This window comes from Sanguibacter sp. Leaf3, from assembly GCF_001425965.1.
Lineage (GTDB): Bacteria > Actinomycetota > Actinomycetes > Actinomycetales > Cellulomonadaceae > Sanguibacter > Sanguibacter inulinus.
Window position 1 is genome coordinate 620,797 of sequence record NZ_LMRH01000002.1, and the last position, 19,046, is coordinate 639,842.

Annotated in this window: 13 protein-coding genes and 7 tRNA genes; 4 read left to right on the top strand and 16 right to left on the bottom strand. The window is 70.5% G+C overall.

The annotated features are described in order from the left end of the window. Nucleotides 1-416: 416 nt before the first annotated feature. From treZ to glgX, 3 genes are all read right to left on the bottom strand, one after another. Nucleotides 417-2,336 (bottom strand): malto-oligosyltrehalose trehalohydrolase, encoded by a 1,920-nt coding sequence (gene treZ, locus ASG53_RS10185; protein WP_056132340.1) that lies wholly within the window; start codon nt 2,334-2,336, stop codon nt 417-419. Next, nucleotides 2,333-4,873, bottom strand: a complete 2,541-nt coding sequence (gene treY, locus ASG53_RS10190) for a malto-oligosyltrehalose synthase (RefSeq protein ID WP_056132342.1) — start codon at nt 4,871-4,873, stop codon at nt 2,333-2,335. The genes treZ and treY overlap by 4 nt, the downstream gene beginning before the upstream one ends. A gap of 164 nt (nt 4,874-5,037) precedes the next feature. After that, on the bottom strand, nt 5,038-7,200 hold the full coding sequence (gene glgX, locus ASG53_RS10195) for a glycogen debranching protein GlgX (RefSeq protein WP_056132345.1): 2,163 nt from the start codon (nt 7,198-7,200) through the stop codon (nt 5,038-5,040). Between the two features lie 134 nt (nt 7,201-7,334). Between glgX and ASG53_RS10200 the strand changes: the two genes are divergently transcribed. Next, nucleotides 7,335-7,637, top strand: coding sequence for a hypothetical protein (locus ASG53_RS10200; RefSeq protein ID WP_056132348.1), 303 nt, complete (start codon nt 7,335-7,337; stop codon nt 7,635-7,637). Between the two features lie 329 nt (nt 7,638-7,966). Here the strand turns inward: ASG53_RS10200 and ASG53_RS10205 are convergent, their stop codons facing one another. The 12 genes from ASG53_RS10205 to ASG53_RS10260 form a co-directional block, all read right to left on the bottom strand. Continuing rightward, nucleotides 7,967-8,266 (bottom strand): DUF4235 domain-containing protein, encoded by a 300-nt coding sequence (locus ASG53_RS10205; RefSeq protein ID WP_056132351.1) that lies wholly within the window; start codon nt 8,264-8,266, stop codon nt 7,967-7,969. A gap of 117 nt (nt 8,267-8,383) precedes the next feature. Continuing rightward, complete coding sequence (locus ASG53_RS10210; protein ID WP_056132354.1) at nt 8,384-8,884, bottom strand: hypothetical protein; 501 nt, start codon at nt 8,882-8,884, stop codon at nt 8,384-8,386. A gap of 54 nt (nt 8,885-8,938) precedes the next feature. Next, nucleotides 8,939-9,844, bottom strand: a complete 906-nt coding sequence (locus ASG53_RS10215; RefSeq protein ID WP_200945486.1) for an NAD(P)H-hydrate dehydratase — start codon at nt 9,842-9,844, stop codon at nt 8,939-8,941. Continuing rightward, nucleotides 9,837-10,598: a histidine phosphatase family protein gene (locus tag ASG53_RS10220; RefSeq protein WP_056132357.1), complete on the bottom strand. Its 762-nt coding sequence runs from the start codon at nt 10,596-10,598 to the stop codon at nt 9,837-9,839. Before ASG53_RS10220 ends, ASG53_RS10215 begins: the two co-directional genes overlap by 8 nt. Nucleotides 10,599-10,721: 123 nt before the next feature. After that, complete coding sequence (locus tag ASG53_RS10225) at nt 10,722-11,906, bottom strand: GGDEF domain-containing protein (protein WP_056132360.1); 1,185 nt, start codon at nt 11,904-11,906, stop codon at nt 10,722-10,724. After that, nucleotides 11,903-13,567 (bottom strand): sensor histidine kinase, encoded by a 1,665-nt coding sequence (locus tag ASG53_RS10230; RefSeq protein ID WP_082543963.1) that lies wholly within the window; start codon nt 13,565-13,567, stop codon nt 11,903-11,905. Before ASG53_RS10230 ends, ASG53_RS10225 begins: the two co-directional genes overlap by 4 nt. A gap of 128 nt (nt 13,568-13,695) precedes the next feature. Continuing rightward, nucleotides 13,696-13,770, bottom strand: a tRNA-Val gene (locus ASG53_RS10235). A gap of 66 nt (nt 13,771-13,836) precedes the next feature. Further along, nucleotides 13,837-13,907: transfer RNA gene (locus ASG53_RS10240), tRNA-Cys, on the bottom strand. Between the two features lie 42 nt (nt 13,908-13,949). Continuing rightward, nucleotides 13,950-14,021 (bottom strand) — tRNA-Gly (locus ASG53_RS10245). 319 nt (nt 14,022-14,340) lie between these two features. Beyond that, nucleotides 14,341-14,412, bottom strand: a tRNA-Val gene (locus ASG53_RS10250). A 48-nt stretch (nt 14,413-14,460) separates the two neighbouring features. Next, nucleotides 14,461-14,531, bottom strand: a tRNA-Cys gene (locus ASG53_RS10255). A gap of 43 nt (nt 14,532-14,574) precedes the next feature. Continuing rightward, nucleotides 14,575-14,646 (bottom strand) — tRNA-Gly (locus ASG53_RS10260). A gap of 218 nt (nt 14,647-14,864) precedes the next feature. Between ASG53_RS10260 and ASG53_RS10265 the strand changes: the two genes are divergently transcribed. From ASG53_RS10265 to ASG53_RS10275, 3 genes are all read left to right on the top strand, one after another. Next, entirely contained in the window at nt 14,865-15,974 is a 1,110-nt protein-coding gene (locus ASG53_RS10265; protein ID WP_056132363.1) for a chorismate-binding protein, read from the top strand. A 5-nt stretch (nt 15,975-15,979) separates the two neighbouring features. Beyond that, the gene (locus tag ASG53_RS10270; protein WP_056132366.1) at nt 15,980-16,867 is read left to right on the top strand and encodes an aminotransferase class IV; all 888 of its coding nucleotides are present in this window, start codon (nt 15,980-15,982) and stop codon (nt 16,865-16,867) included. 101 nt (nt 16,868-16,968) lie between these two features. Further along, nucleotides 16,969-17,040 (top strand) — tRNA-Val (locus tag ASG53_RS10275). Nucleotides 17,041-17,213: 173 nt separating this feature from the next. Here the strand turns inward: ASG53_RS10275 and ASG53_RS10280 are convergent. Beyond that, entirely contained in the window at nt 17,214-19,040 is a 1,827-nt protein-coding gene (locus ASG53_RS10280) for an amidase family protein (protein WP_235533899.1), read from the bottom strand. Nucleotides 19,041-19,046 lie beyond the last annotated feature (6 nt).

The following is a 19,046-nucleotide window of genomic DNA, read 5'->3' on the forward strand; positions in this document are numbered from 1 at the left end:
AGCCCCTGAGCCCCTGAGCCCCTGAGCCCCTGAGCGAGGCTTCGCGCTCATCCCGCACCCCACCAGGTCGTACGTCTGACCGCGAGGTCGTACGGACACGCCAACGGGCGTGGCCGAAGGCTCCCATCTGGCGTGTCTGTGCGACCTCGGCGCAGGAGAGGCGACCTCGGCGCAGGAGATGCGACCTCGGCCCGGGAGATGCGACCTCGGCCCGGGAGATGCGACCTCGGCGCGGGAGATGCGACCTCGGTGCGGGAGGGCGACCTTGGGGTCGGGAGTGCGACCTTGGGAGACGCGGGCACCGAGGTGCCTCGTCGTGGTGCCTCGTGTCGTGGGAGAGGCCGGCCTGGACTGACGTCCGGGCCGGCCTCTGATCGTGCTGCGTGCTGCGTGCTGCGTGCTGCGGTGCTGGTGCCTCAGACCCGGACGACGGCGACGGCCCCGGCTGCGAGTCGCAACGAGCCTGCCGTGAGCACCGGCTCCTTCCACCCTGCGAGGACCTCCGGTCCTGCTGATGACGCGCCCACCCCGTCGCCTGCGCCCGTACCGTCGAGCGCGTGCTCCTGCTCCTCGTCGGAGAGGTTGAGCACTGTCAGCACGCTGCCGTGCCGCAGGGCGAGGACAGCCGGTGTGCCGTCCTCGGCGGCCGTCCCGGCCCAGGTCACCTCGATCTGCGACCTGTCACCGGATGCGAGGTCCGGCTCGGAGCGACGGAGCGCGATGAGGACCCTGTGCCACTCGAGGAGCGCGCTGTGGCCCGGGGCCGTGGTCTCGTCCCAGCGGATCTTGCTGCCGTCGAAGGTCGCGCGGTCCTGGGGGTCAGGGACCGATACGTCGTCCCCGTAGATCCCTGACCAATCGTGCCCTGAGAACTCGCGGGTCCGCCCCTCGGTCACCAGCCGGCCGAGCTCGGGGTCGGTGAAGTCCGTGAAGAACTGCCACGGTGTGGTCGCACCCCACTCCTCACCCATGAACAGCATCGGCGTGTACGCCGAGGTGAGGACGATCGCGGCCGACGCGGCGAGCAGGTCGAGGTCGACCTCTCCTGTGCCGGGGTGCGCAGGGCGACCGGGCCTGTCGCCGAGGGCCCTGTTGCCGACCTGGTCGTGGTCGGTCGAGAACACCACGAAGCTGTGACCGTCGACGTCGCCTGGGACCTTGTGGCCCCACGTCTCGCCGCGGAAGGTCGAGAAGGTGCCCGCGTGCAGGAACACCTCGGTCAGCGTGGTCCGCAGCACCTCGGGGGAGCCGAAGTCGACGTAGTACCCGTGGCGCTCGCCCGTGAGCAGCGCGTGGATCGCGTGGTGGACGTCGTCAGCCCACTGCGCCGTCATGCCCTTGGGCCGCGTCGCGACAGCGCCGCTCCCGGTCCCGTCGGCACCGTCAGCACCCGCAGCACCCGCACCGCCCGTCGGCGCGACCGTCGCCGGGTCGTTCTCGTCGGACTCCGCGATCAGCCCGAGCGGTCGGCCGAGCGCCTGGGCCAGGGCCGCGGTCTCGTCGGAGAGCTCGGCCAGCAGGTGCCGCTCCGAGTCGTCGACGAGCGCGTGCACGGCGTCCAGACGGAGGCCGTCGAGGTGGAAGTCGCGGAACCAGCGCAGCGCGTTGTCGATCACCCAGCGGCGCACCTCGTGCGAGCCGTCGCCGTCGAGGTGCAGGCCCGCGCCCCACGGGGTCGAGTGGTCGTCGGTGAAGTACGGCCCGAAGGTCGCCGTGTAGTTCCCGCTCGGCCCCAGGTGGTTGTAGACGACGTCGAGCACGACACCCATCCCGGCGGCGTGCGAGGCGTCGACGAAGCGCTGGAGGGCGGCGGGACCGCCGTAGGGCTCGTGGACGGCGAAGAGGTGCACGCCGTCGTAGCCCCACCCGTGCGCACCGTCGAAGGCTGCGACGGGCATGAGCTCGACGAGGTCGACGCCCAGCTCGGCGAGGTGGCCGAGCCGCGAGATCGCCGCGTCGAGGGTGCCCTCAGGGGTGAAGGTCCCCAGGTGCAGCTCGTAGACGACCGACCCGCCGACCTGCTGCCCCGCCCACGACTGGTCCGTCCACACGTGGGCGGCCGCGTCGAAGACCTGGCTGGGGCCGTGCACGCCGAAGGGCTGCCGCATGCTCCGCGGGTCGGGCCGGGCGGGACTGCCGTCGACCGAGAAGCCGTAGAGGTCACCGTCGTGGGCACCCTCCGTGCTCGACCACCAGCCCGAGCCCCGGGCAGGGTCAGGCACGAGGGGGGAGACCTCGTCGGCGGACGAGAAGTCCTGGCGGTCGGGCGCCACGCGCACGAGGTCGACGCGCTCGGCCTCGGGTGCCCAGACGGCGAAGGTGGTCCTGGTGCTCATGCATCCTCCTCGGGGACGAACAGTGCGACCGGCAGCTGCTCGAGCAGCGGTGCGACGGGTTGGTGGCCGCCGTCGACGACGGCTCCGCTGAGCACGTCGTGCCAGCGGCCCTCGGGCAGGGCGATCATGTGGTCCCGCCACCCGCCGAGGCGGGCGAGGGTCGCCGCGCCGCGCGTCGCGAGCGTCACGATGCGCGGGCTGTCACCCTGCGTGCGGGCGAAGGCGAGCGCGCTGCCCGACGACGCCGCGACGGGCCTGTAGCCCGAGTCCGGGCCCACGAAGGCGTCGGGGAACCTGCGCCGGGTGCGCAGCGCGCCCGAGGTGACCAGCAGCTTCTCCTCGCCGAGGTCGCGGGGGCGGCTGCCGGCGTCGAGACGGGCGAGGCGCTCGTGCAGGTCGGCGGCGTCGACGGGACGACGGTTGTCAGGGTCCACCAGGGTCGGGACGAACAGCTCGGTGCCCTGGTAGACGTCGGCGACACCCGGCATGGTCAGCTGGACGAGCTTGATGCCCAGGCTGGTGGCCCGGACCGACGGAGCGACCGTCGCGGCCCACCCGGCGGCGATGTCCAGCACGGCCTCGTCGGTCACGGCCCAGGCTGCGAAGCCGAGCACGGCGTCTTCGTAGGCCTCGTCGGGCGCTGTCCACGTGGTGTGCGTCTTGGCCTCGCGGACAGCCTTGCGCAGGTACTCCTGGATGCGGTCGACGGAGATCGGCCCGTCGGCCCACGTGCCCACGAGCGTCTGCCACACGAGGTTCTCCGTGCGGCCGTCGACGAGCGCCGTGCGTGCCCGGGCCGAGACCGACCGCAGCCGGCCCACGGTCTCGGTCCACTCCACGGCGTGCTCGGAGAGCACGCTCGTCGCGGCGCGGGTGTCCTCGTTGCGCTTGGTGTCGTGGGTCGACCCCGTGGTCATCGCGGCCGGGGAGTGGTCGGCGGCACGCGCTGCGAAGGCGTGGAGCTCGTCGGCGCTCAGCGCGAAGCGGCTCGGCTCGCCACCCACCTCGCACAGCGACACGAGGTGGGTCCACCTGTAGAAGGCGGTGTCCTCGACGCCCTTGGCCATGACGGCGCCGCACACCTGCTGGAACCTCACGGCGAGCTCGTCGCGGCGCGGCTCGCGCCGGCGGCCGGCGCTGCCGACCTCGCGGCCGAGCAGCAGCTCGACGAGCACGTCGAGAGTCTCGGCGCGGTCGGCCCCGACGTGGCGGCGCGCGATCTTCGCGGCCTCGTCCATCGCGGCCAGCGCGTCGCGCGAGGGCTGCTCGCCCGGGACCACGTAGGCGCGGTAGCGGTCGAAGGCGACGAGGAGCTCGACGAGGCACTCGCGCAGCGCGCGCCACGAGTGGTCGCGCAGGCGGAGGTCGTCACGGCAGATCGTCGCGGCGAGATCGGTGAGGCGGTGCACCTCGGCATAGAGCGGGCCGTCGACGACCTCACGTTTGGAGGTCTCGACGAGGGCCTCCAGGCCGTCGCCCTCGTCGCCGGTCACGCGGTGCATGAGGCTCGCCAGGCGGGACTCGCCCGAGGGCTCCACGAAGGTCGCCTGGAGCCGCCAGAGGCCCTCGTAGCCGGTGGTCCCCACGGTCTCCCAGTCGCGCGGGACCTCTTCTTCGCCCGCGAGGATCTTCTCGACGGCCACCCAGGCGCCGCCCGTCGCCTCGGCGAGCCTGGACAGGTAGCCCGAGGGGTCCGCGAGACCGTCCGGGTGGTCGATGCGCAGCCCGTCGATGACGCCGTCGCGGAGCAGCTCGAGGATCAGCGCGTGGGACTCGTCGAAGACCTCGGGGTCCTCGACCCGGATCGCCGCGAGCGTCCCGACGTCGAAGAACCGGCGGTAGTTGAGCTCTTCGTCGCCGACCTTCCAGTGCGCGAGGCGGTAGTGCTGGCGGTCGACGAGCTCGGCGAGCGGCAGGCTCTCCGTGCCCGGGCGGACCGGGAACACGTGGTCGTAGTACCGCAGGACGGTCTGCTGCTCACCGACACCAGGGACGTCGGCGACGTCGAGGCTCAGCTCGTCGCCGGCCAGGACGTCACCGATGCGGCTGCCGAGCACCGGCATGAGGAGGGAGCCGTCACCCGAGGACCAGTCGACGTCGAACCACCGGGCGTAGGGCGAGTCTGCGCCGTGCGCCAGGACCGACCACAGGGGCAGGTTGTGCCACGCCGGCGTCGGGACGGCCATGTGGTTCGGGACGATGTCGAGGATCATGCCGAGGCCGACGGCGTGGGCCTGCTCGGCGAGGGCCTCGAGGCGCTCGCGCCCGCCGAGGACGTCGCTCACCCGGGTGTGGTCGACCACGTCGTAGCCGTGCGTCGACCCGGGCGCCGCGGCCAAGATGGGGGAGAGGTACAGGTGGGTGACGCCGAGGTCTGCGTAGTACGGCAGACGGGCGGCGACGTCGTCGAAGGTGAGGTCCGCACCGAGCTGGAGGCGGTACGTCGAGACGGGCAACGGCTTGCCGGGTGCCGGGAAGCGGCGGTCGGCGGCCCGCTGACCTGCGGTGCGGGCCTCGGTGGTGACGTCGTCGGTCATGGTGGGTCCTTGTCCTGGAGGGGGCTGCAGAGACGTCTGCCGGCGAGGCCACCGCAGGTGCGGGGCCTCGCCGGCGGGTTTCGAGCGCGGTGCTGTGGATGCTGCTGGGTTCCTCAGGTGGTCACCCCGCTCCTCGTGGAGCCTGGAGCGCGGTGACCGCGAGGTCAGTCGCCGAGGGGTGACCGGGTGAGCAGCACGATGCTGCGTCCCTTGACAGACAGGGTCGACCCGGCCGTCGCGGTGTGCGGCCCGTCGACGGGCTCGATGGCCGTCTCCTGGGTCACCGGGGTGACGGACTCGGTCGAGGTGCGCGAGGTGTCGAAGACGATCGACCACTCCGACCCGAAGTGCTCGGGCGGGACTGTGAACTCGAGCTCTTCGGAGTAGGCGTTGAAGAGGATGAGGAAGCTGTCGTCGACGATCCGCTCACCGCGTGCGTCGGGCTCGCCGATCGCCTCGCCGTTGAGGAACACCGCGACCGAGCGGGCGTACCCCTCGTTCCACTCCTCGTCGCGCATGTGGTCGCCACCGATGTTCAGCCAGGCGATGTCGCCGAGCTGGTCGTCGGACCAGTTGTCGTCGCCGGAGAAGAACCGGCGGCGACGCAGGACCGGGTGGCGCAGGCGCAGGTGGACGACCTGCTGGGCGAAGGTCAGCAGGTCTTCGCGGGCCGGGTCGAGGTCCCAGTCCATCCAGGACAGCTCGTTGTCCTGGCAGTAGACGTTGTTGTTGCCCTGCTGGGTCCGGCCGATCTCGTCGCCGTGCGCGATCATCGGCACACCCTGCGAGAGCAGGAGGGTCGCGAGGATGTTGCGCTGCTGGCGGGCACGCAGCGAGAGGATCTCCGGGTCGTCCGTGGGGCCCTCGACGCCGCAGTTCCACGACGAGTTGTGGCTCTCACCGTCGTTGTTGCCCTCGCCGTTGGCGTCGTTGTGCTTCTCGTTGTACGACACGAGGTCGGCGAGCGTGAAGCCGTCGTGCGCGATGACGAAGTTGATCGACGAGATCGGCTTGCGGCCGGTGTGCTCGTAGAGGTCCGAGGAGCCGGTGATCCGGCTGGCGAACTCCGCGAGCGTCGAGGGCTCCCCGCGCCAGAAGTCGCGGACCGTGTCGCGGTACTTGCCGTTCCACTCGCTCCACATCGACGGGAACCCGCCGACCTGGTAGCCGCCGTCACCGAGGTCCCACGGCTCCGCGATGAGCTTCACCTGCGAGACGATCGGGTCCTGGTGCACGAGGTCGAAGAAGGCTGAGAGCCTGTCGACCTCGTGGAACTGGCGGGCGAGGGTCGAGGCGAGGTCGAAGCGGAAGCCGTCGACGTGCATCTCGGTGACCCAGTAGCGCAGCGAGTCCATGATGAGCTGGAGCACGTGCGGGTGGCGCATGAGCAGCGAGTTTCCGGTGCCCGTGGTGTCGAAGTAGTGCTGCTGCTCCTCGTCGACCAGGCGGTAGTACGCCTGGTTGTCGATCCCGCGGAAGCTGAGCGTGGGGCCCAGGTGGTTGCCCTCGGCGGTGTGGTTGTAGACGACGTCGAGGATGACCTCGATGTTGGCCTCGTGCAGGGCCTTGACGAGGAGCTTGAACTCCTGGACCTGCTGGCCGTCGGTGCCCGAGGACGAGTACTTGTTGTGCGGGGCGAAGAACCCGATGGTGTTGTAGCCCCAGTAGTTCGACAGGCCCTTCTCGACGAGGGTCGAGTCGTTGACGAACTGGTGGACCGGCATGAGCTCGACGGCTGTCACGCCCAGGTCCACGAGGTGCGCGATGACGGCGGGGTGCGCCATGCCGGCGTACGTGCCGCGCTGCTCCTCGGGGACGGCCGGGTGGTTCTGCGTCATGCCCTTGACGTGCGCCTCGTAGATGACGCTCTCGTGGTACTCGTGGTTCGGCGGGCGGTCGTGGCCCCAGTCGAAGAACGGGTTGATGACCACGGACTTCATGGTGTGGGCGGCGGAGTCCTCGTCGTTGCGGGAGTCCGGGTCGCCGAAGGTGTAGGAGAAGAGGCTCTGGTCGCCGTCCACCTCGCCGTCGATCGCCTTGGCGTAGGGGTCCAGCAGGAGCTTCGCCGGGTTGCACCGCAGGCCGTTCTCGGGCTCGTACGGGCCGTGCACGCGGAAGCCGTAGAGCTGCCCGGGCTGGACTGTGGGGAGGTACGCGTGCCACACGAAGGAGTCGACCTCGACGAGGTCGATGCGTGTCTCCTCGCCCAACGGGTCGAAGAGGCACAGCTCGATACGCTCGGCGACCTCGGAGAAGATCGCGAAGTTGGTCCCGCTGCCGTCGAAGGTCGCACCGAGCGGGTAGGGATGTCCTGGCCAGATCTGCATGGCGTAAGACTGCCCTAGGTTCGTCGCTCCGTCCTGCGATGACGGGTGAGGGACGGGTGAGGAACCGGGGCGGAGGTGCTGGGGACGGCCTCTTCCTCTGGCGCTCGGGCCGAGATTTTGGTGGGATGGACCACATGATCTCTTCACCGTGGGCACAGCAGGAGAGCGACCAGACCGAGGGCACAGGCCGGGACGGGGACCTGGCGACGGGTCAGGCCGCCGGCGAGAAGGCCAAGATCACCCCGCGCCGGCGCGCGACCCCGGTCCCCGACGTACGTGACGACCGTTACTACGACTCGGACCAGCCGGGCATGGGTGACACCGTCGCCGGCGGCGACGCGAGCAAGGCACCCAGGTCGCTGCGCGAGGCAGAACGGCAGGCCAAGAAGGGTGCGATCCTCGCCGGGGACGACTGGGACAACCCCGAGGAGATCTGAGCGCAGCCGGTCAACGGCGGCTCGACCAGAGAGCTCAGTGTCGGCAGCTGCCCGCAGAGCCGCGAGACAGTTGCGCCCCGCGCACCTCGCTCCGGGGACTGGAACATCCCATCGACGTGAGACCGCGCCGCCGCGGTCGAACGCGGGGAGCCTCGAGCCCAGTCGAGGTGATGTTCGCCACAATGGCCCGCTGGACGGTGCGCACCAGACGGGATTGGCTCGATCTGTCGGGATGTCCGAGGCTCGAGAAACAGAGCGACCCCCGGACCGGGCTCTCTAGCCGCGGACCGAGGGTCAGTGTCACCTGCCGCTCTGTGACCCGTCGGGCGTCACTTGCCCGGCCACTCACCTGTCCAGCGCTGGAAGGCACGTGCTCCACCACGGTCGATGAGGGCCTTGACCGCCGCGTAGATGGCTCCCTGGATGAGGGAGGCGACGAGCAGCTCCTTGAGCGGGTACTCCGAGGCGAGGGGGCCGGGCGACTCGTCGTGCTCGGCGCGGGAGACGCGCTTGTAGACCTGCTTGAAGAGCTGGCCGGCGAGGAGTCCCCCGACCATGGAGCTCACGAGGCCGAAGGGGCGATAGAGGATCTTTGCTGACTTCGAGGCTTTCACGGTGTCGGTGCTCATGGGTCGACGCTAGTGCGGGTCCGCCGGGTCCGCAGCCTGGACGACGCTCCTGCCGGAGATCGTCCGCGCTCTCACCAGGACGAGCTGTCGGGCCGGTACCTCGTCCGGGCCTGGCCGTCAGCCTGAGAAGGCCTCGGGCCGGATCTCCTCCAGCAGCGCCGAGATGGTGTCCTTCTGCGCGACAGCCTGGCGCTGGAGGTGGTGGAGGTGGTCCACCTGCTCGGGGGAGAGGCCCAGCCCTGCGGCGTGGGCCTCGAGCGTCTGCCAGCCGCTCAGCTTGCCGAGCACGGCTCCGCGCAGGATCTCGAGCTCGAGCAGCGGGCTCAGCGGCGACTGCTCGACAGCCCGGCCGTTGAGCTTGAGCCGACCGACCTTCTCGGCGACCGAGGCGAGCAGCGCCTTGGGCTTGTTGCGCGTCACCCCGAGGGAGACCGCGGTGCGCACCAGCCACTGCCGTTCTTCGGTGAACTCCTGCTCGAAGCGGCTCAGCGCCGCCGCGAGCGAGGGACGGTCGTAGGCGCTCGCCATCCGCTGGACGCGCTGCAGCCCGGCTGTCGCCCCGGTGACGTGGTCGTTGAGGTAGATGGAGAGCAGGCGCGGTTCGATCGTCGTCGACATGGGTGCTCCTTCGAGAGGTCGGTGCGGGTGATCCAGGGCAGGGGTGCGTGATGGTCAGGTGGAGAGCTCGGCGAGGGCGTGCGGCAGCTGCTCGGCGAGCTCGCGTGCCAGGTAGCCCACGGTGCCGACCGAGGCTGCCAGCCTGTCGCCGCTCACGGCGTGCAGGTGGGTGCCCCAGCACGCTGCCTGGTCGAGCGGCACAGAGCGGGCTGCGATCCCGGCGATCGCTCCGACCAGGACGTCGCCCGACCCGGAGGTCGCGAGCCCCGAGGTGCCCGTGGTCCCCTCCCAGAGCCCGCCGTCGGGATCGGCGACGATCCCCTGGCACGAGACGACGGCGCCGAAGCGGCGGGCGATCGAGGTGGTCTGCTCGGCGACGTCGGGCTCGTCCTCCGAACCGTCAGAGCCCGAGTCGTCACCAGGGTCTCCTCCGAGCAGCAGCCCGGCCTCGGTCGGGTTCGGCGTGAGGACGATCCGACCACGCAGCGGGTCCAGGAGGTCACCCAGGCCGGGCAGCACGCCGAGGGCGTAGGCGTCGAGCGCGAGGACCGTGCTGTCGCCGAGGAGCGGGACGAGCCCGCGGAGCAGCTCGGCGGTCTCGTCGGCGTCGTCGAGGCCCGGCCCGACGACCACCACGTCCGAGGAGGAGGCCTCCGTCTCGAGCCGTCCAGCATCGGACCCGAGGACGGTGCCGTCCTCCGACTGGGGCAGCGGCACCACGCCCGACTCGGGGACCGCGACGGCGACAGCCGCCGCGACACCCTCCGCGACGGCCAGGGTGAGCCGCCCGGCACCGACTCGCAGCGCCGAGATCCCGGCGAGCATCGCCGCGCCCGGGGTCCCCGCGGCTCCGCCGACGACGAGGACCGTCCCTCGGTCGTACTTCGAGCCGGCCTCGGTCGGCAGCCCCCAGCTGCGCAGGACGGCGGGAGTCAGGGCGCGGGGCGTGGTGTCAGACATCGGAGCTCCCAGGTTCGTCGGTGTGCTCGGCGGCGTCGCCCGTGAGGTGGTCGTCCGCCTGGGTGAGGACCGCGTGCCACGAGCCGGCCAGCGCGAGCGGGTCGCTGTCGTCGCGGCGCAGCAGCGTGAGCGAGGCGTTGCCCACGGGCCTGTCACGGGCCAGCGCGAGGACCTCTTCCTCGGTGAGGCCCTCGCAGACATAGCGGAAGGTCATGATGACAGCGTCGTGGCAGGTGATGAGCACACGTTCTGGCGGGTCGGCGAGGCTCTCCAGGTCCGCGAGGAAGGCGCGGACCCGCGCGGCCAGGTCGGTCCACGACTCCCCGCCGCCCGGGCGGTGGTAGAACTTGCCGTGCCACGCCCGGCGCTCGGCCTCGTCAGGCTCGAGAGCCTTGATCCCGGCGGTCGAGAGCCTGTCGAAGACGCCGAGGTCGCGGTCGCGGAGCCTCTCGTCCAGCCGCACCTGGAGGTCTGACCCGGCCGCCCGGAGCGCGCGCCGTGCGGTGTCGTGTGCCCGCAGGTACGGGGAGGACCACACAGCCTGAGGGGTGTCGTCGGGGTCGAGGTCTCGCAGCCACCTCCCGACGGCGTCGGCCTGCTGCTCGCCCTGCTCCGACAAGGGGACGTCGGCCTCTCGGCTCGTGACGTCGAGGCGCTGGGAGCCCGACCGCTCGGCCTCCATGCTCGCGACGTTCGCGACGCTCTCACCGTGCCTGACCAGCAGGATCTCTCTCGGGGTCGACCTCGACCGCATACGCGGGCACGTCCTCTCGGCACCTGTGGGCGACGCCGACGGTCGCCGGCGCCTGTCCCGACCATGCTGCCGCACAGGTCACAGGCCTGCATGCTCGCAGCAGGGGATAACCCTGCGCGAGGCTCAGTGCCAGTCGGGCCGCTTGGACACCTCGAGCAGCCAGGCGTCGCTCACCCTGTTGCCACCCGCCGCGCTCGCGTCGTCCGCGGCGCGCCGCGCGGCCTGGTGGAGCGGTTCGAGGTCGTAGCCGAAGTGCTCCGTCGTCGCGACGCCGATGCTCGCGGTGAGGCTCGCACCAGGTGCCTCGGGGACGTCGGTGTCGAGGAGGGCTCGGCGCAGGGCCGTGGCTGTCGAGAGACCAGCGCCGGGCTGGGCTTCGGTGAAGACGATCGAGATCCGGCCCGCGCCGACCTCGCCGATGACCGACGAGGTCGGCGTCCCGTTGCGGACCGTCGTCGCGTAGGCCGTGATGACGAGGTCCGCGACGGACCTGCCGAAGGCCGTGTTGATGGTCTCGAGGTCGTCGAGGTCGACGTGCAGCAGCGCGACCCTCTCGTCGTGGTTGTGGGCGCGCTCGAGCCTGTCGGCCGCGACCTGCTGGAAGGACTGGTCGTCGACGAGCCGGCGTGCCGTGAACACCGGCGTCGAACGGCGCCGGGCGTGCGCGAAGGACGTCTCGGACCGCAGCACCGACATCGAGACCGCGGCCACGACCATGAGGACCATGGTGAGGATCGACGCCGTCGCCGTCCCCAGGACGTCGGTGAAGACATAGCTGCTGGTGCCGAAGGCGAAGTACGTCACGAACCGTGCCGCGAAGAGCAGGGACTCGACGGTCAGCACGACAGACAGGCCGCGCGCGTTGACGTCCTTGCGCAGCGCGCCACGCCACGTCTCGGCAGCGCCTAGGCCCGCGAGCACGGCCACCGAGCCGAACCAGACTGGAGCACCGGCCCAGTCACCCCCGTCAGGACCGGCGATCCCGGCGGCGAAGCCGGTGATGACGGCGAGCAGGAGCGTGACCTCGACGTAGCTGCGGCGCCCGTTGTACGACCTGTTGCCGTTCCAGATCGCTCCCGCGCTCACGACGAAGGCGGCGTTGCCCACGGCGACGGCCCACCACATGCTCGGCGAGCTCGCCCACAGCAGGTACGAGAAGGCCGTGAGGATGCCGGCCAGGTACCCGAGCGACCACAGCCGGCTCGTCGTGCTGTCGCGCCTGAACACCGTCTCGACGACGAAGAGGAGGCCGGCGGTCAGGACGACGATCCCTGTGGCGAGGCTGAGGGTCTGCTGGTCGAGGGTCATGTCGCGGCTCTCGTGGGGACGGTGACGGTGACTGTGGTCCCGCTGCCGAGCGTGCTCTCGACGGTGAGGTCGCCGCCGTGCTTGCGCACGATCTCGCGGGCGATCCCCATGCCGAGCCCGCTGCCGTGGACAGCGGAGTTCCGCACGGCGGCGGAGCGGAAGAAGTGCTCGAAGAGCTTCGGCAGCTCTTCGCCTGAGATCCCGATCCCCGTGTCGCGGACCGTGAGCACCAGCTCCTCGCCCTGCTGGCGCAGCGCGAGGTCCACCCGACCGTGGTCGACGTTGTACTTGATGGCGTTCGACAGGACGTTGTCGATGACCTGCCGCATGCGGAAGGGGTCGGCGACGGTGAGGACGTTGCGGACGCCGCTCGTGTCGACGACCACGTCACGCTCGCGGGCCCGGGGGAGGAGCGACTCCGCCGACTGCAAGACCGTGGTGCCCAGGTCGACGGGGACCGGGGTGATCTCGAGCGGCTTGGACGCCTGGCGCGAGGCCGAGAGGATCTCGGTGACGAGGTCGAGGAGGCGGTTGCTGTTGCGCTCCACGATCTCGAGGGACGGGCGGGCGTGGTCGGGAAGGTCGTCGTCGAGGACGAGCTCGAGGTACCCGAGGATCGAGGTGAGAGGCGTGCGGAGCTCGTGGGAGACCGAGGCGATGAGGTCGTCGCGGGCCGAGATCGCGTTGAGCTCGGTCGTCACCTCGCCCGAGACCAGGATCGTGCCGTCGAAGGACCCGTCGCGGGCGTCAACGAGACGGCGGGAGGTCATGAAGTACGCGTGGCGGTCTTCGCCCGGGTTGCCCACCCAGATGAGGACGTCGTCGAAGGCCTCGCCGCGCTGCGAGCGGAAGAATGGACGCTCTTCCTCGCGGAACGGTGTCGTGCGGTCAGCCTGGTAGACGACCTCGTGGCGCGGCCTGTCGGGCAGTGCCGAGTCGCGGTCGTGCATCCGGGTGTGCGCACTGTTCGCGAAGGTGATGACACCGTCACGGTCGAAGCGCACGACACCGAAGGTCACGGTGTTGAGCACCTCGGTGAGCAGCTGCTCGTGGTGGCGCGCGGAGACGAAGGCCTCGTTGAGCAAGGAGGCCTGCTTGCGCATGAGCGTGCGCTGCGCGTGGTCGCGGCGGGAGCTGATGTGCGTCGACGCCGCGACGATGGACAGCACGAGGGGCAGCAGGACGAGCAGGGTGAAGGACGAGAGCGTGATGGCGCTCGGCTCGATCGCGACCGTCGCCCAGCTGCCCAGGGTCGCCAGAGCGACCGCGGTGATGGTGCCCGTGAGGCCGAAATAGGTCGACAACCAGATGACCGGGAGGAACCAGAGCACACCGAGGCCCATCTCCGGAGTCTCGATGCGCAGAAGGAGGATCGCGACCATGTCCGTGACCGGCAGGATCATGATCCAGCGCTTGTCGAACCTGTTCCAGGGGACCAGCAGGGCCGCACCCGTCGCGACGAAGGCCAGGACGACCCCGATGAACATGACGTGGTCGGTGAGGCGCCCCGGCGCGAACCACTGGATGAGTGTGAGGACGCTGAGCACGGCCGACCCGAACAGCAGCTGGGACAAGATGACCGAGCGGTTGATCTGCGGACCGCGCCTGTCCGAGGACGCGGCTGTGCCGTGGTCCTGGTCGGGGATCGGTGTGCGCTTCACGGCCTCACGGTAACTGGTGGGGGCGACGCACGACGGCTGATGATCGAGCGCCGAGCGGGTGGAAGTTGTGGGGGAGGAACCACGAAGGCCGCCCCGGATGCTCCGGGACGGCCTGCTGAGTCGTGCTGTGGTGGGCGATACTGGGATCGAACCAGTGACCTCTTCCGTGTCAGGGAAGCGCGCTACCGCTGCGCCAATCGCCCGGGGTGTCCCGCGGGGTGATGCTGTCGTGCTGCTCCCGCGGTCGTGCTGCGGGAGGTGGTGCTGAGAGGTGGAGACGGGATTCGAACCCGTGTGGACGGCTTTGCAGGCCGCTGCCTCGCCTCTCGGCCACTCCACCGTAGTCGAACGGGTACCAGGCGAACCTGAGAACCGATCTCCGAGCGGACGACGGGATTCGAACCCGCGACCCTCACCTTGGCAAGGTGATGCTCTACCACTGAGCCACGTCCGCACGCCTTCTGGGCTGATCTCTCAGCGCCGTCCGGTGCGTGGATTACAGTAGACCAGGTTTTGCGTTCCCCCAAACCGGCGTCACGGCGGGGGGTTGGGACCGCTGCTGAGGCCCGGGATCCCGCCAGAAGCGCGAGTCCCACAGCCTGGGCGAGGACCGCTTCTCGGCCCTGACCGGCGCGAGGAAGGCGGCCGGGGGACTGGCTGAGGCAGCACGGTGATGCTGGTCTCACAGGCTCGTGCGGCACGGCTCGTGCGGCACCGAGACGCAGAAAGACCCGCTCGGAGAGATCCGAGGGGGTCTTTCTTGTCCTGCTCTGTGGGCGATACTGGGATCGAACCAGTGACCTCTTCCGTGTCAGGGAAGCGCGCTACCGCTGCGCCAATCGCCCAGAGTGATGCTGCCGTGCTGAACTACCGGTACTTCGTGTCGTTCTGCGAGGTGGAGACGGGATTCGAACCCGTGTGGACGGCTTTGCAGGCCGCTGCCTCGCCTCTCGGCCACTCCACCGTAGAGACACAGATCTTCAGATTGCTCGGAAGGTCTATCTCCGAGCGGACGACGGGATTCGAACCCGCGACCCTCACCTTGGCAAGGTGATGCTCTACCACTGAGCCACGTCCGCATGCTGCTTCAGGACACCGTTCGAACTGCGTCGGTGTTCTTGGCGCGTCACAGACTCTATTGAACTTTCGGTCCTGAGTCCAACTGGCTCGTCGTCGCAGGTCAGGAAGCGCAGGAACCTGCGGAAAGAGAGTGTCCCGAGGTGGGGCTCGGGCGTCGCGGGGCACCGACGGGGCGGACGCGAGCCCGGTCCCGACGGACTCTGGGTAGCGTGGCCGCGTGGACAACCAGCAGGGATACGCGCGATTCGCCGGGGTCGAGGCTCGACGGCCCGTCGAGATGGTCGACCTCGCGCGAGACCCCCAGGCGCTGCGCCGCGGCGGGACCTGGTTCGTGGTCGCCGAGTTCGAGGGGCCCGCCCGCGCATGGCGGTTCGCGGACGTGACGCGCGTCGCAGCAGACCAGCCAGGTGTCGCCGGTTCGGAGGGCCTGCCGGCCGCCTGGCGGGGGCCCACCACGCAGTCGTGGTCCACCTCGCTCGACCGTGACGCCTACGTGGACGCCGTTCGGCGCGTGCGTGAGCACGTCCGGGCGGGGACGGTCTACCAGGCGAACATCTGCCGGGTGCTCGACGCCCCCCTCCTGCGGGTCGAGGGCCACGAACCTGATCCCCGTGCCCTTGCCGACAGGCTCGCGGCGGGCAACCCTGCCCCGTACCAGGGGGTGGTGCACGTCCCAGGTGCAGCTGCGCCGGCCCTCGACCCTGTCTGGGTCGTCACGGCCTCGCCCGAGCTCTACCTCCGCGTCGAGGGCCTGGTCGGTCCGGGACCGGCGACCCTCACCTCCGCCCCGATCAAGGGGACGGCCCGCACCGTCGAGGGCCTGACGGCCAAGGACGAGGCGGAGAACGTGATGATCACAGACCTCGTCCGCAACGACCTCCAGCGCGTCTGCGTCCCGGGGACCGTCGCGGTGACCACCCTCCTCGACGTCGAGGAGCACCCGGGACTCGTCCACCTGGTCTCGACGGTCACCGGGGTGCTGCGCCCGCAGGTGGCCACGGCCGACGACCTCTGGGCGCGTCTGCTCACGGCCACCTTCCCGCCGGCCTCGGTGTCCGGTGCCCCGAAGTCCTCGGCGCTGCGGATCATCGACGAGCTCGAGACCGCGCCGCGTGGCCCGTACTGCGGGGCCGTCGGCTGGGTCGACGCCGACGCCGGGACCGCAGAGCTCGCTGTGGGCATCCGGACCTTCTGGTGGTCCCAGGACGAGCGCCTGCGCTTCGGCACCGGTGCTGGCATCACGTGGGGGAGCGACCCCGTGCGGGAGTGGGAGGAGACCGAGCTCAAGGCCGCCCGGTTGATCGCTCTGGCATCTGCGGCAGACTGAGGTCCATGACAGTTGTGATCTGGTCCGACGGCCATCTGCTCACGCCCGAGGAGCCAGCGCTCAGCGCTGTCGACCACGGCATCACGGTCGGAGACGGTGTCTTCGAGACCTGCGCGGTCTACGGGGGACAGGCCTTCGCGCTGACCCGTCACCTGCGCAGGCTCGCCCGCTCCGCAGCAGGGATCGGGCTCGTCGCCCCCGAGGAACAGCTGGTCCGCGACGCCGTCGCCCAGGTCCTCGCCGCGGCCCCCGACTCCGGGCGGCTGCGCATCACGGTGACCGGAGGACCGGCGCCGCTCGGCTCGATGCGCGGAGACGGCCCGCTCTCCTTGCTCGTCGCTGCTGGACCTGCGTCGCCGTCCTCCGTCTCGCGCGCGGTGCGCCTGCCGTGGGTGCGCAACGAGCGCTCGGCCGTCGCAGGCCTCAAGACCACGTCCTACGCCGAGAACGTCGTCGGCTACGCCTACGCGAGCGAGCGGGGCGGTGACGAAGGTCTCATGGCCAACACCGTCGGTGCGCTCTGCGAGGGGACGGCCTCGAACGTCTTCGTCGAGATCGGCGGCGAGCTGCTGACCCCCCACCTCGAGACCGGCTGCCTGGCGGGCATCACCCGCGAGCTCATGCTCGAGTGGGCGCGCGACGAGGGACTCCCCGCCCGTGAGGCCCGGATCGACGAGCTGCCCTTCGGTATCCTCGACGAGGTGACGCTCGCGGGCGGCGGGACGATCGGCGGGGTGACGGGAGAGCGGGGCGTCAGCCTGGCGCTCGCGGGCAGCATCCGCAACGTCGCCCCCGTGGTCTCCCTCGACGGCAAGGACGTCGTCCCGGGGCCGCTCGTCGTCGCTGCTCAGGAGCTGTTCGGTCGCCGTCTGGCCGAGGGCATCGACCCCTGAGACCCCGTGTCGGCGAGCCAGTTCGCGTCAGAGGCCCTCGACCGGTTACGCTCTTCCACGAGCACACCGCGCACTGTCGCAGGAGCTTGCCGTACACGTACGGGCGATTGGCGCAGTGGTAGCGCGCTTCGTTCACACCGAAGAGGTCACTGGTTCGAACCCAGTATCGCCCACAGCAGGTAGCAGCAGGTCAGAGGCCGTCCCCGGTTCGGGGGCGGCCTCTTCTGTCTCTGTGCTGGGCGTCGAGGATCGGCAGGGGTCAGCCTGTGTGCCCGGACGCACAGACGCCCCGGGAGACGGGTCTCCCGGGGCGCCCACGACCGCGGCTGCGATACGACCCCTCAGATCAGTCGAGCGCCCCGTACAGCGCCGGGGTCGTGCGCAGGTGGGTGGCCTGCTCGAAGGAGTACGCGAGGCCGAGCAGGTCGCCCTCGGAGTAGTCCCGGCCCAGGAGCTCGAGGTTCACGCCTGCCCCAGGGGTCGTGCCGTCGGCCGGGATGGCCTGTCCCATCGGGACGGTGACGGCGGGCATGCCGGTGTTCGGGCTCAGGCGCATGTTCGTGCCCTGCGTGCCGTAGGGGGTGCCCGACGGGTAGGCGATCGCGTCGAGGTCCTGGCTGTCCATCATCGAGGTGACGAGCACGTGACCGGCCTCGATCTGGGCCGTGTGCGTGCCGAGCGGGCCCGCCCACGCCTGGTACGTGTCCTCGGTGACGGCATCGCGCTGCTGGTAGATGCCGGTCCGTGAGGTCACGAAGGCGCCTGATGCGACGATGTCGGTGATGGTGCGGCTGGTCACCTCGGGTGCGAGGTGGTTCTGGACGTAGACAGCCAGGTCGTGCTTGAACTCGTTGGTGCTGCCCGAGCCCTCGTTGAGCACAGCGGCGAACTGAGCCGGCGGTGTGATCTCGACGACAGTCGCGCCGAGCGACTCGAGGGTCGCGCGGGTCTGCGCCCAGAGCCGGACGTTCGTGGGGTTCGTCCCGATCATCGAGGGCACGAACCCGATGCGCGCGCCGTCCAGGGCGTCGACGTCGAGCGAGGCCGTGTACGACTCGGGGACCTTCCCGGTCTGCTCGAGCGTCACAGGGTCGGCGGGGTCGATCCCGACCACGGCGTCCAGGGCGACCGCGGCGTCGGTGACGCTGCGGGTCATCGGACCGCCGGTGTCCTGGCTCAGGGCGAGCGGGATGATGCCGTCCCGGCTCGTCAGACCGACCGTCGGGCGGACGCCGACGAGCTGGTTGTAGGTGGACGGGATGCGGATCGACCCGCCGGTGTCGGTCCCGAACCCGATCCCGGCGAGGTTCGCGGACACCGACGAGCCTGTGCCGCCGCTCGAGCCGCCGGCAGACTTGGTGGTGTCGTAGGGGCTCGCGACGAGCCTCGTGCTGCCAGCAGGCTGGAAGGCTGAGAACTCCGAGACGAAGCCGTAGGCGAACTCGTCGAGGCTGGCCTTGGCGAGGATCACGGCGCCCTCGGCCCGCAGCCCGCCGACCATCGCGGCGTCGGTCGACGTCTGGTTGGCGTCCCAGCAGCCGCAACCACCGGTCGTGGGCATGTCGAGGGTGTCGTAGTTGTCCTTCACCGCGACGGGGACACCGAGCAGCATGCTCGTCATGCCCTGCGACGCTCGGACCGTGTCGGCCGCGGCTGCCGCGGCCAGCGCCTTGTCGTTGACGGTGATGATCGAGCTGAGCGGACGCGCACCGCCCGGGACGACCGTCGAGTCGTAGGCGGCGATCCTGTCGATGTACGCCTGGGTGATCTCGACAGAGGTGGTCACCCCGGCGTTCATGGCCGCCTGCATGTCGACGGTCGTCGCCTCGATCAGGTCGAAGGGGCCGTCGTCGTAGATCATCCGGCCGGACACGGCGGCGAGGTCGGTGACGGTGATGACCCCGTCGGCGTCGACGTCGGCTGTCGCCACGGCGGACCAGCCAGGGCTCGCGGTCGTCTCGCCGAGGTGCTCGGCGACCACGTCGAGGTCGGTCTGGGTCACCTGGCGGTCGCCGGTGAGGTCGAGATCTGTGTAGTACGGGGCCAGCATGACGCCTGACGGGACCGCCGCGACGTCGTCGGCCGAGGCGGGGAGGGCCCCGAGGGCGCTGGCCGCGAGGAGGGCGAAGGCGCCGGTGGTCGCGGCTGCGGTGCGGACAGGGCGTGTGGTCACAGGGCT

Coding starts and splice junctions, on each gene's coding strand:
- ASG53_RS10225 (WP_056132360.1), bottom strand. CDS start 11,906: ATGACCCTCGACCAGCAGACCCTCAGCCTCGCCACAGGGATCGTCGTC.
- glgX (WP_056132345.1), bottom strand. CDS start 7,200: ATGCAGATCTGGCCAGGACATCCCTACCCGCTCGGTGCGACCTTCGAC.
- treY (WP_056132342.1), bottom strand. CDS start 4,873: ATGACCGACGACGTCACCACCGAGGCCCGCACCGCAGGTCAGCGGGCC.
- ASG53_RS10210 (WP_056132354.1), bottom strand. CDS start 8,884: ATGTCGACGACGATCGAACCGCGCCTGCTCTCCATCTACCTCAACGAC.
- ASG53_RS10215 (WP_200945486.1), bottom strand. CDS start 9,844: ATGTCTGACACCACGCCCCGCGCCCTGACTCCCGCCGTCCTGCGCAGC.
- treZ (WP_056132340.1), bottom strand. CDS start 2,336: ATGAGCACCAGGACCACCTTCGCCGTCTGGGCACCCGAGGCCGAGCGC.
- ASG53_RS10220 (WP_056132357.1), bottom strand. CDS start 10,598: ATGCGGTCGAGGTCGACCCCGAGAGAGATCCTGCTGGTCAGGCACGGT.
- ASG53_RS10270 (WP_056132366.1), top strand. CDS start 15,980: ATGACAGTTGTGATCTGGTCCGACGGCCATCTGCTCACGCCCGAGGAG.
- ASG53_RS10205 (WP_056132351.1), bottom strand. CDS start 8,266: ATGAGCACCGACACCGTGAAAGCCTCGAAGTCAGCAAAGATCCTCTAT.
- ASG53_RS10200 (WP_056132348.1), top strand. CDS start 7,335: ATGATCTCTTCACCGTGGGCACAGCAGGAGAGCGACCAGACCGAGGGC.